This is a genomic window from Aggregatibacter sp. Marseille-P9115 (assembly GCF_920939465.1).
GTDB classification, from domain to species: Bacteria; Pseudomonadota; Gammaproteobacteria; order Enterobacterales; family Pasteurellaceae; genus Aggregatibacter; species Aggregatibacter segnis_B.
The window spans coordinates 1,317,430-1,330,797 of record NZ_OV100759.1; the positions used below are offsets into that span (position 1 = coordinate 1,317,430).

General features: G+C 42.0%; 12 protein-coding genes. 10 read left to right on the plus strand and 2 right to left on the minus strand.

The annotated features are described in order from the left end of the window. Positions 1–236: 236 nt before the first annotated feature. The gene (locus tag LQ983_RS06320) at positions 237–851 is read left to right on the plus strand and encodes a helix-hairpin-helix domain-containing protein (RefSeq protein WP_230622048.1); all 615 of its coding nucleotides are present in this window, start codon (positions 237–239) and stop codon (positions 849–851) included. Positions 852–909: 58 nt separating this feature from the next. On the opposite strand, the gene LQ983_RS06325 is transcribed toward LQ983_RS06320, so the two are convergent. Together LQ983_RS06325 and asd are read right to left on the minus strand one after the other, a co-directional pair. Continuing rightward, positions 910–3,141: a YadA-like family protein gene (locus LQ983_RS06325; protein ID WP_230622049.1), complete on the minus strand. Its 2,232-nt coding sequence runs from the start codon at positions 3,139–3,141 to the stop codon at positions 910–912. 176 nt (positions 3,142–3,317) lie between these two features. After that, on the minus strand, positions 3,318–4,430 hold the full coding sequence (gene asd / locus LQ983_RS06330) for an aspartate-semialdehyde dehydrogenase (RefSeq protein WP_111296394.1): 1,113 nt from the start codon (positions 4,428–4,430) through the stop codon (positions 3,318–3,320). A gap of 252 nt (positions 4,431–4,682) precedes the next feature. Here asd and pyrR point away from each other — a divergent pair, with 252 nt between their 5' ends. The 9 genes from pyrR to LQ983_RS06375 all read left to right on the plus strand — a co-directional run bounded on the left by pyrR (position 4,683) and on the right by LQ983_RS06375 (position 13,311). Then, complete coding sequence (gene pyrR, locus LQ983_RS06335; protein WP_230622621.1) at positions 4,683–5,219, plus strand: bifunctional pyr operon transcriptional regulator/uracil phosphoribosyltransferase PyrR; 537 nt, start codon at positions 4,683–4,685, stop codon at positions 5,217–5,219. A 70-nt stretch (positions 5,220–5,289) separates the two neighbouring features. Further along, positions 5,290–6,213: a peptidylprolyl isomerase gene (locus tag LQ983_RS06340; RefSeq protein WP_230622050.1), complete on the plus strand. Its 924-nt coding sequence runs from the start codon at positions 5,290–5,292 to the stop codon at positions 6,211–6,213. 78 nt (positions 6,214–6,291) lie between these two features. Continuing rightward, positions 6,292–7,155: a 16S rRNA (adenine(1518)-N(6)/adenine(1519)-N(6))-dimethyltransferase RsmA gene (gene rsmA, locus LQ983_RS06345; RefSeq protein ID WP_230622051.1), complete on the plus strand. Its 864-nt coding sequence runs from the start codon at positions 6,292–6,294 to the stop codon at positions 7,153–7,155. Between the two features lie 15 nt (positions 7,156–7,170). Continuing rightward, positions 7,171–7,998 carry a bis(5'-nucleosyl)-tetraphosphatase (symmetrical) ApaH gene (gene apaH / locus LQ983_RS06350; RefSeq protein WP_230622052.1) on the plus strand — a complete coding sequence of 276 codons (828 nt, stop codon included), beginning with the start codon at positions 7,171–7,173 and terminating at the stop codon, positions 7,996–7,998. Between the two features lie 8 nt (positions 7,999–8,006). After that, the gene (locus tag LQ983_RS06355; protein ID WP_230622053.1) at positions 8,007–8,639 is read left to right on the plus strand and encodes a glucose-6-phosphate 1-dehydrogenase family protein; all 633 of its coding nucleotides are present in this window, start codon (positions 8,007–8,009) and stop codon (positions 8,637–8,639) included. A gap of 118 nt (positions 8,640–8,757) precedes the next feature. Beyond that, the gene (leuS, locus tag LQ983_RS06360; protein ID WP_230622054.1) at positions 8,758–11,346 is read left to right on the plus strand and encodes a leucine--tRNA ligase; all 2,589 of its coding nucleotides are present in this window, start codon (positions 8,758–8,760) and stop codon (positions 11,344–11,346) included. A 60-nt stretch (positions 11,347–11,406) separates the two neighbouring features. Further along, the gene (lptE, locus tag LQ983_RS06365) at positions 11,407–11,910 is read left to right on the plus strand and encodes an LPS assembly lipoprotein LptE (protein WP_230622055.1); all 504 of its coding nucleotides are present in this window, start codon (positions 11,407–11,409) and stop codon (positions 11,908–11,910) included. Further along, positions 11,910–12,950, plus strand: coding sequence for a DNA polymerase III subunit delta (holA, locus tag LQ983_RS06370; RefSeq protein WP_230622056.1), 1,041 nt, complete (start codon positions 11,910–11,912; stop codon positions 12,948–12,950). The genes lptE and holA overlap by 1 nt, the downstream gene beginning before the upstream one ends. Positions 12,951–13,050: 100 nt before the next feature. Beyond that, on the plus strand, positions 13,051–13,311 hold the full coding sequence (locus LQ983_RS06375) for a DUF5339 domain-containing protein (protein WP_230622057.1): 261 nt from the start codon (positions 13,051–13,053) through the stop codon (positions 13,309–13,311). Positions 13,312–13,368: the final 57 nt, after the last annotated feature.

Genomic DNA, 13,368 nt, shown 5'->3' on the forward strand with positions numbered 1-13,368 from the left:
CTTCTTCGTTCCATGGATGTTATGTTGAACATTTGTTCGCCAAATTTAAATAAGATCGTTTTGAGGGATTTCAAGAGAAAAAATGAAAAATTTAGTCTTGCCGATTAATTTTTTAGATTTGATAGGCTTTATTTGTTTGAACTTTTAGTACATCTTTGGCTCTAAAAAAAGCGTTTATCATAGAAAAGTGCGGTGTTTTTTCGCCGTCTTTTTATTTAGTAAAAAAGGAAGAAAACATGAAATCATTAAAATCTTTGTTGGCGTTAGCGGTTGCTATTGCTGTTTCCTCCACTGCATTGGCGGAAGAAAGTGTTTTATCTGAAGTGAAAGAAGGCGCAAAATCTGCATGGCAAACCGTGAAAGAAGACAGTAAAGCGACTGGTACTAAAATAAAGAATGGTGTAGTAAAAGTAAAAGAGACGACGAAAGAAAAATTCGGCGAAGCCAAGGATGCAACCAAAGAGAAATTTAGCGAAGCTAAAGACGCAACAAAAGAAAAGTTGACTGAGGCGAAAGAGGTTACTCAAGAAAAAGTTGCAGAAGGTAAGAAAGCGATAAAAGACAAATTACGCAATGACAAACCGGCACAAGTGGAAGATAAATCTACCGCGAAAGAAAAAAGTGCGGTGGAAAATAAAGCCAAAATGACGCAAGGTAAAAAAGTGGATGTTAATACCGCGGATGCGGCGACATTAGAAAGTTTATCCGGTATTGGTGAAGCGAAAGCCAAAGCGATCATTGAATATCGCGAGAAAAACGGTAAGTTTAAAAATCTCAATGATTTATCCAACGTGCCGGGTATTGGCGATGCGACGTTAGAAAAAATGAAATCCCATGTGCGTTTTAATTAATCTTTAAGAATAAGAAAATAAAGGCATAGCAGGGTAAAAACCTACTATGCCTACTTTGTTAATATTGGTAGCCTAGACCTGCACCACCGGAAATATCGCCGGCAGTATTTGCTGTACCGGTTAATTTGATGATTACTTTACCAGTATTAGACGTATTTGACCAACCGACAGCAAGAGCAGATTCATTTTTATAAGCACCTACAGCTACGGCCACCATTGACTTACCTGGTATATTGGATTGTGGTAATGAGATACCTGCAGCCACATTTGCACCAATTCCACGCATTTCCTTACGTGTATTGTTAAGCTTGCTTTCTATATTTCCTACTTTGTGGTTTACGGCGTCTAGCTGGCTTTTATTCACTGCATCAGTTGGATTTACTCCTGCGCTTACATTGGAAATCCGTTTGTTGCCAGCGTCTACACCGGTAGATGTTACTTTAGGACCATTATTGATGGTTAAACCATCAGATTTGATCGTTGTATTTCCTACTTCAACTTTTTCCGTAGCTTTTACTGTTTTGGTGGTTATTGAATTAACATCTACATTATCTTTAAGTGCAACTTTATATCCATCCGTCGTTGTTGGGTCAACTTCAATATTCTTACCTGCAATAACAGGTTTTACACCATTAAAGCCTAGTGTTTCTAATACGCTGTACAACTGACTACCGTTAATTGCATCGGTACTTGTTGCCGAAATCAAACCGGCCGCTACATTTTGAATACGGCGCTCTTTGCCAACATCCCCAACGGAAACTACACCGCTGGCTGAGCCACCTGCAAACGACAATGTTTTACTGATACCGCCGAATGTAAATGAGTCCTTAGCATAGGCATCAATACCTTTTGTTGTTGATGCTGATTCTGATGCTGTCAATGTTTTAGTACCTTCACCTAACGCAATAGATTTTTTAATATTAGCTTTCGCGTTATGACCAATCATGACCACATCTTCAACTGTAGTTTCAAGTTCATCATCAGAAGAACCTAAGATGACATTATGGGAAACGCCGGTGATTTTATGTTTGTCACCAACAATAATATTTTTTTGGGAATTGGTGATAGTATTTTCTGAGCCAATAATGCTCACATTGCTTACATTACTTGCCGTATTTTTATGGCCGTTAAGCATATTTCCAGTACTTACATTGCCCTTAACACCCGTTAGCGTATTATTAGTACCTAAAAGTGCGGAACGAAATGTGTAATCTGCTTTGTTTCCACCGCCGAAAGCCATGGTTGAGCCACCGCTGTTACTACTTTTTATTGCATTTCTTAAGGCTTGGGAAAGTTCGTTTGCAGAATTTCCCCCTTCACTTGGTGCACCTGATAAAGATTGGATAGAGTTTGTGATTTCATTTCCTGCACCATACACTAACGCACCATTTGAATTAGCGACTCTATTAGCCAATCCTGTTACTGCATTAGCAATACCGGAGTAGTACCCACCAGAAGAAGACTCAATACTATTTAATGAACCGTTAATAGTTGCACCAAAGTTTTTAAGCCCGTTTGAAAAGCGTCCGCCAGTATAATCACTCGACATGATGTTATATACCCCGGTGCTGGTTGCAAAAGCACCGTTGATGAAGCTATTCGCCCCGATATTCGTTGTATAAACATGTAGATTAGATGCCCTAGATGCATTACTGTCCACAGTGACATCGCCTAGTGCCCCTCGGTAATTGTGAGAACCGATCATGGTACTACCTGTGCGGGCGAAAGTGTTATCCCCAATTGCCACACTACCAACGACTTTTGTTGGATCCGCTGGAATTCTTGCACTTGAGAAAATATTACCACTATATGTTGTTTGGCCAAAGCCAAAGGACGCTTCTTGACCACCCGCCATATTTTCTATTTTTGCGTTTTTACCAATCGCAACACTCCCCCCTTGGCTTGCATAATTGTTAATATTCGCGTCGTTACCAATGGCAATATCGCCAGTTGCATTGCTTGCGCCATTTGAATAACTTATGACTGCTTTTTTACCTATTGCTACATTTTCAGCCTTCGGTGCATTACTTCCGGTACCGTAAGCAACACCATTTCCCGCGCCTGTAGCTGTGTCTGCCGCATTAGCAAAACTAGCTGATAAAAATAGCGAAATAGCAACTTTTGCCATGTTACCAGTTAGGTTATCTGTAAGCTTTGGTGACGCGTCATTAGTACAGCTGTTTTGGTTGATTGCATTTTGTCTATTTTTCAAATTGTTATTTATTTTTCTCTCCCGTGAGTTGCTCAATATGTGGTCAATTTTACAACTATCATTGGTCATTTTCCACATAAATAATATGACTGTATTTTTTTTGTTTTATGGCTATAAGTTATTTTTATAATATATTAGTCTTTAGCAAGTTTGTACGGCATTGGCGATGCGACATTAGAAAAAGTGAAATCCCATGTGCATTTTCATTTGCGGGATAAAAAAGAAGGGCTGTATTGAACAGCCCTTTGTTTTTATTATTTTACTAATTGCACTAAAATACGGCGAATTGGTTCTGCTGCGCCCCATAATAATTGGTCGCCGACAGTGAATGCCGCCAAATATTCCGGCCCTAAGTTAAGCTTGCGTAAACGTCCTACCGGAATGCTTAATGTGCCGGTGACTTTAGTCGGCGTGAGTTCACGCAAGGTACTTTCTTTATCGTTCGGAATGACTTTCACCCACTCGTTGTGTGATGCCAAAATTTGCTCGATTTCTTCCAGTGGAATGTCGTGTTTTAATTTGATGGTGAACGCTTGGCTATGGCAACGTAATGCACCGATACGCACACATAAACCGTCAACCGGAATTGGATTGTCGCTTAAGCCTAAAATCTTATTGGTTTCCGCATAGCCTTTCCATTCTTCTTTGGTTTGACCGCTTTCTAATAATTTGTCGATCCAAGGGATTAAGCTGCCTGCGAGAGGTGCACCAAAATTATCAATTGGGAAATCGCTGTTGCGCATTTTCGCGGTAACGGCGCGTTCAATGTCTAAAATAGAGGAATTCGGATCTGCTAATAAGCCTTTCACTTCACCGTTTAATTCGCCCATTTGCACTAATAATTCACGCATGTTTTTCGCACCGGCACCACTAGCGGCTTGGTAAGTCGCAACGGAGATCCATTCCACTAAATCTTTCTCGAATAAGCCACCTAATGCCATTAACATTAAACTTACGGTACAATTACCGCCCACATAGGTTTTTACACCGTTTTTCAAGCCTTCGCTGATGACGTGCTGGTTTACCGGATCCAATACGATTATCGCATCCTTTTCCATACGTAGTGCAGATGCCGCATCGACCCAGTAGCCGTTCCAACCGGTGGCTTTTAATTTCGGATAAACTTCGTTGGTGTAATCGCCGCCTTGGCAGGTCACGATAATGTCGAGTTTTTTCAGTTCTTCAATATCGAATGCATTTTTTAAGGTGCCTGCGTTTTTGCCACCGAAAGTCGGTGCAGGCTGTCCAGCTTGGGAAGTCGTAAAGAAAACCGGATTGATATTTGCAAAATCATTTTCTTGTTGCATGCGATCCATTAAAACGGAACCGACCATTCCGCGCCAACCGATAAAACCAACGTTTTTCATAAGTTTGTCCTTCTAAATAAGATTGAAAATATGTTGTGTAAGCGCGTAATTAATAGCAAGAGAACACAAATAAAAGCAAGTATTTTTCCGATATTTTTTTACTTTTTAAAATAATCCAAAAACTGACCGCACTTTTTCTTTTATTTATCTTAATGTTAAGGTCAGAAAACGGGGAATTGATATGAGCAAAGCGATGGAATTTATGCTATGTTAAATATCATTTTTATTGTTTTAATGGGTGACTTTAACTTTATGGAAAAAATCATTATTGATGAAAATCAGTTTTTTAGAACGATTTCCCGTATTTCGCATGAAATCATTGAAAAACATCATACGTTAGATAATTTAGTGATTGTCGGTATTAAACGGCGGGGCGCGGAAATTGCGGCGTTAATTAAACATAAAATTAAAGAATTAACGCAAGTTGAACTTCCATCTTTTGATTTGGATATTACATTTTATCGTGATGATCTTGAGCCAACCCAAGAAGATCGGGTGCCGATTTATAGTGGCGCTTCCGATTTTATTAACATCCAGCATAAAGAAGTGATTTTAGTGGACGATGTGCTGTTTACCGGCCGAACCATTCGTGCTGCGTTGGATGCGTTAGTGGATTTTGGACGTGCAGCAAAAGTGGAATTGGTGATTTTTGTAGATAGAGGGCATCGCGAATTGCCAATTCGTGCGGATTATGTAGGGAAAAACGTACCAACCAGTCGTAGTGAAAATATTCAGGTACGTACCATGAAGTTTGACCAATGTTACGAAGTGGCGTTATTAACGAAATAAATTTGTGAACCTTTATTAAAATTGATAATCTAACCAACAATTTCAACCCTATAACGGAATATTAACGAAGATGAATTTGAAGTCTGTTTTGTTTGTCGCACTTGGTTTTTTGGCATTTATTGCAAATGTGCAAGCTGAGGAAAAAGTGGTTGCGACAGTAAACGGCGTTCCTGTGTTGGAAAGCCAAGTAAAAAGTGCTTTAACGAAGAAAAGTAATCGCCAAGCAGCTTTAGATAAAGTGATTGACGATATTTTAGTTGCGCAGGCAGTAAAAGAATCCGGTGTCTCCGTTAATAATGCGCAAGTGGATCAAATTATTGAAGGCATCGCAGCGCAAAACGGTTTAACTTTCGGTCAGTTGCTCGATGCTCTTGATTATCAAGGCATTAGTTATGCGGCATATCGTCAACAAATTGCGCAACAACTGATGATGTCGGAAGTACGTAATCGCGCAATTAGCCAAAGCGTTGATGTCTCTCGTGAACAGGTTGAAGCGTTAGCAAAAAAAATGTTGGCGGAAGCTAAGGCAAAAGGCAACGTGGCGAAACTGACGGATACCCAATACGAAGTGCGTCATATTTTGTTAAAACTCAACCCGTTATTAAACGATGCACAGGCCAAAGCACAGCTTGAACAAATCCGTGCGGATATTCTTGCCGGCAAAACAACGTTTGCTGATGCAGCATTAAAATATTCAAAAGATTATTTATCCGGTGCTAACGGCGGTAGCTTAGGTTATGCTTTCCCGGAAATGTACGTGGTGCCGTTTAATAAAGCGGTACGTACAACAAAACCAGGTGTCATTAGTGCGCCGTTTAAAACTGAATTTGGATGGCATATTTTGGAAGTGACCAATACCCGTCAGGCGGACCGCACAGAAGATGCTTATCGTCAAAAAGCCTATGAGCAAATCGTCAATCAGCAATTGCAAGATTCGGCACGCGACTGGGTACAAGCGTTGCGTAAACGAGCGAATATTAAATACATAAATTAACGGAAATCCCGACCCAATGGTCGGGATTTTGCTTTATAATACACCGCACTTTTCGTTATTTTTATAAGATCTTATTCAATGAATTCAAAAAAGCATTTAGGCCATACGGCGCGTAAACGGTTCGGGCAAAACTTTTTGCACGACAACAATGTGATTCAAAATATCGTGGCGGCGATTTATCCGCAAACCAATCAATTTTTAGTGGAAATCGGCCCCGGGTTGGGGGCGTTGACAGAACCTGTTGCGGAGCAGGTGGAGCATTTGACTGTATTAGAGCTTGACCGCGATTTGGCGGAACGCTTACGTCATCACCCGTTTTTACATCAAAAACTCAATGTCATCGAAACCGATGCCATGCAGTTTGATTTTTCCTCCCTTTATGAACAAGAGCATTTGGCAGAGAAAGGGCAAAAACTGCGCGTGTTTGGTAACTTGCCGTATAACATTTCTACGCCGTTAATGTTTCATTTGTTTAAATATCATCACATTATTCAAGACATGCATTTCATGTTGCAAAAAGAAGTGGTGAAACGCCTATGTGCCGCGCCGAACAGCAAGGCTTACGGAAGATTGACCATCATGGCGCAATATTTTTGCCAAGTAATGCCTGTGTTGGAAGTGCCGCCAAGTGCCTTCAAGCCTGCGCCGAAAGTAGATTCTGCGGTGGTTCGTTTAATCCCGCATGCCACATTGCCGCATCCGGTGAAAGATTTATATTGGCTTAATCGCGTCTGTTCTCAGGCATTTAATCAACGCCGCAAAACGTTGCGTAATGCCTTGTCCGGTTTATTTTTACCTGAAAATCTGACCGCACTTAACATCGATTTAAATGCACGTGCGGAAAATCTCAGCATTGCGGATTATGCCCGTTTAGCGAACTGGTTGGCGGATAACCCGCCGGCAGAGGTGAGCAAAGAGGATGTGTTGGATTCGGAAGAATAAAAAGAGCGGTCAAACATGGCTACATATTTAGTAGGCGACCTACAAGGTTGTTATGACGAATTGCAGATGTTATTGGATCGAGTGAAATTCGACCCAACACAAGATACACTTTATTTAACCGGTGATTTGGTGGCGCGCGGTGATAAATCGCTGGAATGTCTGCGTTTCGTTAAATCCTTGGGAGCTGCAGCTTACACCATCTTAGGTAATCATGATTTACATTTAATTTCCACCGCACTTGGCATTAAAAAAATCAAACCTCGTGATCGTGTTGCACCGATTTTTGCCGCACCGGATTTTTTTGAATTAATCCATTGGCTACGTCAACAACCTTTATTGATTCACCACGAACAACTGAATTTCGTCATGACGCACGCCGGTATTTCGCCTGATTGGGATTTGGCAACCGCCAAAGCCTGTGCTAATGAAGTGGAGAATGTGCTGTGCCATGGTGATTATCGCTATCTCATTGAAAATATGTATTCGGAACAGCCTGATCGTTGGTCGCCAAATTTAAAAGGACTGGATCGTCTGCGTTACATTATTAATACCTTTACTCGCATGCGTTTTTGCTATCGGGATCATCGCCTCGATTTTGCATGTAAACTGCCCATCAAGGATGCACCGGAAAACCTTGCGCCGTGGTTTGCTTTAGACAATCCGCTGTATCAAACCGAAAATATTGTTTTTGGCCACTGGGCGAGCTTAGTGGATGAAATCACGCCACCGAATATTTATGCCCTCGATACCGGCTGTGTTTGGAATAATCGTCTCACCATGTTGCGCTGGGAAGATAAGCGCTATTTCACCCAAAGTGCGGTTAAAAATTACAGTGATTTTTAGGAAAAATTATGAATTTCATTAATGCCGATGCGTGCGATCTCTTCAACATTCCATTCTTTCAATTTGCCCAAATGAAAAAGTTTTGTCCCGAAGATATTCCGCATATTAAGGCGGATTACAAAGCCCATTGGGATCGGTGGAAGGCAACGATTTTGCAGGTTTCTGCCGAACTCGGTACGCCCTTTGCCAAGCCGCATATTGAAAGTTGGACGAACGGTTGGCAAGTGCGTGGCCATTTCTTTGCCTATTTTAAATATGAATATAACCTCAATTCCGCCGCGATTTTGTCGGTGTTGCTCAATCGTCGTCGTTTATCGGTGAGTTTAGATTGGCATTGTTATCGCGCTGATCGGTCACAAATTAACGTGCAGCAATATAATCAATGGCTCGAATATGTTGATTTTGCTCGCTTTGCCGAATTGGATATTTGGCGTGGTGATGAAAGCGAATACGATGATTTCCGTAAAGTCAGCCAGTTGAGCCAAAAGGACTTAACTTTGCGTTCTGACGAGGATTTTTGGTGCATTGGGCGAAATGTAGAAAAAGCGGAATTAGATAAATTAGATGTGACGCAATTTATTGTGGAAAGCATTCGTGATTTATTGCCATTATATGAGGCTTGCCACCAAGTTAAGCCGTAAAAAATATCCGAAATTCCCACCGCACTTCCTGTTATTTTTCCCCATTTTACGCTATTCTATGGCGTATTTTCTAAGTTAAAACCCGCTAAAGTGCGGTCTATTTTTAAGGTGATTTTTTATGCAAGAACAATATCGTCCTGATTTGCTTGAACCGGAAGTGCAAAAATTCTGGCAGGACAATAAAACTTTCAAAGCGGTACAAGATAACAACAAAGAAAAATATTACTGTCTTTCCATGTTGCCGTATCCATCCGGTCGTTTGCACATGGGGCATGTGCGTAATTACACCATCGGTGATGTGGTTTCCCGTTATCAACGCATGATTGGTAAAAACGTATTGCAACCAATGGGTTGGGATGCCTTTGGTTTGCCGGCGGAAGGCGCGGCGGTAAAAAATAATACCGCCCCGGCAAAATGGACTTACGAAAATATTGAATACATGAAAAACCAGTTGCAATTGTTAGGCTTCAGTTATGACTGGGATCGCGAAGTAACCACCTGCCGTCCGGAATATTATAAATGGGAACAATGGTTCTTCACCGAGCTATACAAAAAAGGCTTGGTGTATAAGAAAACCTCTACGGTGAACTGGTGTCCGAACGATAAAACCGTCTTGGCAAACGAGCAGGTGCATGAAGGTTGTTGCTGGCGCTGCGATACACCGGTGGAACAAAAAGAAATTCCACAATGGTTTATTAAAATTACCGACTATGCCGAGCAATTATTGAATTGCTTAGACGATTTACCGCAATGGCCGGATCAAGTCAAAACCATGCAGCGTAACTGGATTGGTCGTTCTGAGGGCGTGGAAATCACCTTTGATATTAAAGATACCAACGAAAAATTAGCCGTTTATACCACCCGTCCGGACACCTTCTACGGCGTGAGTTATGTGGCGGTAGCGGCAGCTCATCCATTGGCGACACTTGCTGCGCAAAATAATCCTGAATTAGCAGAGTTCATTCAAGAAGCGAAAAACACTAAAGTTGCGGAAGCGGACATTGCCACCATGGAGAAAAAAGGCATGGCTACCGGTTTGTATGCGGTGCATCCGTTAACCGGTGAACAAGTGCCTGTCTGGGTGGCGAACTTTGTATTAATGCATTATGGTACCGGTGCCGTGATGGCCGTGCCGGCACACGATCAACGCGACTATGAATTCGCACAAAAATACGGTTTGGCGCTAAAACAAGTGATCGAACCGATGAACGGTGAAGAAATTGATTTAACTAAACAAGCCTTTACCGAACACGGCAAACTGATTCATTCCGGTGAGTTTAATGGCTTGCCATTTGATGCGGCATTTAATGGCATTGCCGACAAATTAGAAAAATTAGGCGTGGGCAAACGCCAAGTGAATTACCGTTTACGCGACTGGGGCGTCTCCCGTCAACGTTATTGGGGCGCGCCGATTCCAATGTTAACCTTGGAAAATGGCGATGTAGTGCCGGTACCAATGGAAGATTTACCCATCATCCTGCCGGAAGACGTGGTGATGAATGGCGTGAACAGCCCGATTAAAGCGGATCCTGAATGGGCGAAAACGACCTATCAAGGCAAGCCGGCGTTAAAAGAAACCGACACCTTCGACACCTTTATGGAATCCTCTTGGTATTACGCCCGTTACACTTGCCCGGAATATCAACAAGGCATGTTAAATAGCGAAGAAGCGAACTACTGGTTGCCTGTGGATCAATATATCGGCGGTATTGAGCATGCGACCATGCATTTATTGTATTTCCGCTTCTTCCATAAATTATTGCGTGATGCAGGCTTGGTGACCAGTGATGAACCGGCAAATAAATTGTTATGCCAAGGCATGGTGTTAGCGGATGCGTTCTATTACACCAGCCCGACCAACGAGCGTATTTGGGTTTCACCAACCAAAGTGACTTTAGAGCGTGACGACAAAGGTCGTATCGTGAAAGCGGTGGATGACGAAGGTCATGAGCTGGTGCACGCCGGTATGACGAAAATGTCGAAATCCAAAAATAACGGTATTGACCCGCAAGAAATGGTGGAAAAATACGGTGCGGATACTGTGCGCTTGTTCATGATGTTTGCCTCGCCTGCGGAAATGACCTTGGAGTGGCAAGAATCTGGTGTGGAAGGCGCGAAACGTTTCTTAGCGCGTGTATGGAATTTGGTGTTTGAATACAGCAAAAATCCAACAAAAACAGCCGTCAATCCGACCGCACTTTCTAGCGCTCAAAAAGCGTTACGTCGTGATGTCCACAAAACCATTGCGAAAGTAAGCGATGACATCGGCCGTCGTCAAACGTTCAATACGGCGATTGCGGCAATCATGGAATTAATGAACAAGTTGACCCGCGCGCCGTTGGATGACGAACAAGATCGTGCTGTGATGGCTGAGGCCTTGAGCGCTGTCGTACGTATGCTTTATCCAATTACGCCGCACATTTGTTTCCGTTTATGGAAAGAACTGGGCAATCAAGACATTATCGACTTTGCGCCTTGGGTGGAAGCGGATCCTGATGCGATGATTGAAGATGAAAAATTGATTGTGGTTCAAGTGAACGGGAAAGTGCGTGGTAAAGTCACTGTCGCTGCAGATGCAGACGAAGAAAGTGTGAAAGCGATCGCCTTTGCCGATGAAAACGTCAAACGTTTTACCGACGGAACGCAAATCGTTAAGGTGATTTATGTTGCCGGCAAGTTGCTTAATGTTGTGGTGAAACCGCAGTAATCTAATCAAAAAAGTGACCGTACTTAACGCAAAGTGCGGTCGGTTTTTAAGGTGATTTTTATGTTTAAACAGCTCAAAACCTTACTTCTTACCGCCAGTGTTTTTGCTTTATCCGCTTGCGGATTTCATTTCCAAAACGGTGAATTGATTCCGCAAGAATTGCAAACCTTACACTTGGAAAGTAGCGATCCTTATAGTGACATGGCGGTGTCTATGCGTCGTCAATTACAGTTGAATAATGTTAATTTGGTGGAAGCTAAGGCGGGTGTGCCGGTTTTACGTTTGAATAAGACAACGACATCTGAGCATGTGGTTTCTATTTTTAAACAAGGTCGTGAAGCAGAAAAACTATTAGTTTTAGACGTGGAAGCCAGTGTGAAATTGCCAAACAAAGAGGCTTTCCCAATTTCGACTAAAGTGAATCGTACGTTCTTTGATTATTCACGTGCCGCCTTAGCGAAATCATCGGAAAAAGAGGTGATTTGGCAAGACATGCGCGAGCAAGCAGCACGTCAGTTAATAAACAAAATGGTTGCCTTGCAACATCAAATCCAACCGAAATAATGAACCGTTTATTTCCTGAGCAACTTATTCCTTCGTTAGAGCGCAAATTAGCTGCGCTCTACTTTTTAGTGGGGGAAGATCCTCTATTAATTGAAGAAAGTCTGGATGCCATTCAACAAGCGGCAATGAAAGCGCTATTTGATGAAAAAATAGGGCTAGAAATTAACGCCTCCACCGACTGGAATGACTTGTTCGAGCGGGTGCAATCTATGGGCTTATTTTTCAATAAGCAGACTATCGTATTAGATTTACCTGAAAATTTGACCGCACTTTTACAAAACAAACTATCAGAGTTTATCTCTTTACTGACGCCTGATGTGTTGCCGGTGTTTCGTTTTGCTAAGTTGACCAAAGCTATGGAAAAACAAGCATGGTTTGTAGCGGCTAACCAATATGAACCGCAAGCTGTCGTCATTAATTGCCAAACACCAAATGCGGAACAACTGCCTCGCTGGGTGGTTAATCGGGCAAAATCGTTGGGGTTAAGTATTGAGCAGGAAGCGGTGCAGTTGCTTTGTTATAGTTATGAAAATAATCTGTTGGCACTCAAACAAACGCTGCAATTACTGGATTTATTGTATCCTGATCGTAAATTGACGTTTGCTCGTGTTAATAGCGTGGTGGAGCAGTCTTCGGTATTTACCCCGTTTCAATGGGTGGATGCCATGCTGTCGGGGAAAGCGACTCGCGCTTGCCGGATTTTAAATGGTTTAAAAGAGGAAGATGTTCAGCCGATTGTTTTATTACGCACGTTGCAGCGGGATTTAATGACGTTATTCGAACTTAGCAAAACTGAGCAACGGCCATCGCTTGATTCGTTATTACCTACTTCTCAGCTGCGTGAACACTTTGATCGTTTAAAAGTATGGCAGAATCGCCGGGCGTTGTTTACGCAAGCTGTCCAACGTTTAACTTATCGCAAACTTTATCTTTTTTGCCAACAACTTGCGGAAGTTGAGCGTAGTGTAAAACAAGAATTTAATGATGATATTTGGCTGCAACTGGAAGCCTTGACTATTGAGTTTTGTGCTACCTCATAATGCCTAATGGTTATTATTTTTTCTCTTTTATCGCTAAAATTCGTATAATAGACCGTCGCCTGACTTGAGGCGATATTTTCAAACCATTATGGAGAAAAAAATGAAAAAACTATTAGTTGCAGTATTATTATCCGGTTTTGCAATGTCCGCATCTGCAGGCTTATCTAAAAGCTGCGAAGCATATTTTGCTGAAATCGATTCTTTTGTAAGTGCAGCACCTGCAGCACAACAAGCGATGTTGAAACAACAATATGACGTAAGCAAACAACAATTATCTGCTTTGCCAGAAGCTGCACAAGAGCAAGCTTGCTCCCAAGCAACTGAACAATTAAAACAAGTTAAAGCGGCAATGGGCAAATAATTAAGCTTTTTGTTTTTCTCAAAGACCCAACAATTGTTGGGTCTTTTTTATGGGCGA

Coding starts and splice junctions, on each gene's coding strand:
- pyrR (WP_230622621.1), top strand. CDS start 4,683: ATGGAAAAAATCATTATTGATGAAAATCAGTTTTTTAGAACGATTTCC.
- holA (WP_230622056.1), top strand. CDS start 11,910: ATGAACCGTTTATTTCCTGAGCAACTTATTCCTTCGTTAGAGCGCAAA.
- lptE (WP_230622055.1), top strand. CDS start 11,407: ATGTTTAAACAGCTCAAAACCTTACTTCTTACCGCCAGTGTTTTTGCT.
- LQ983_RS06355 (WP_230622053.1), top strand. CDS start 8,007: ATGAATTTCATTAATGCCGATGCGTGCGATCTCTTCAACATTCCATTC.
- LQ983_RS06375 (WP_230622057.1), top strand. CDS start 13,051: ATGAAAAAACTATTAGTTGCAGTATTATTATCCGGTTTTGCAATGTCC.
- apaH (WP_230622052.1), top strand. CDS start 7,171: ATGGCTACATATTTAGTAGGCGACCTACAAGGTTGTTATGACGAATTG.
- LQ983_RS06340 (WP_230622050.1), top strand. CDS start 5,290: ATGAATTTGAAGTCTGTTTTGTTTGTCGCACTTGGTTTTTTGGCATTT.
- LQ983_RS06325 (WP_230622049.1), bottom strand. CDS start 3,141: ATGTGGAAAATGACCAATGATAGTTGTAAAATTGACCACATATTGAGC.
- asd (WP_111296394.1), bottom strand. CDS start 4,430: ATGAAAAACGTTGGTTTTATCGGTTGGCGCGGAATGGTCGGTTCCGTT.
- rsmA (WP_230622051.1), top strand. CDS start 6,292: ATGAATTCAAAAAAGCATTTAGGCCATACGGCGCGTAAACGGTTCGGG.
- leuS (WP_230622054.1), top strand. CDS start 8,758: ATGCAAGAACAATATCGTCCTGATTTGCTTGAACCGGAAGTGCAAAAA.
- LQ983_RS06320 (WP_230622048.1), top strand. CDS start 237: ATGAAATCATTAAAATCTTTGTTGGCGTTAGCGGTTGCTATTGCTGTT.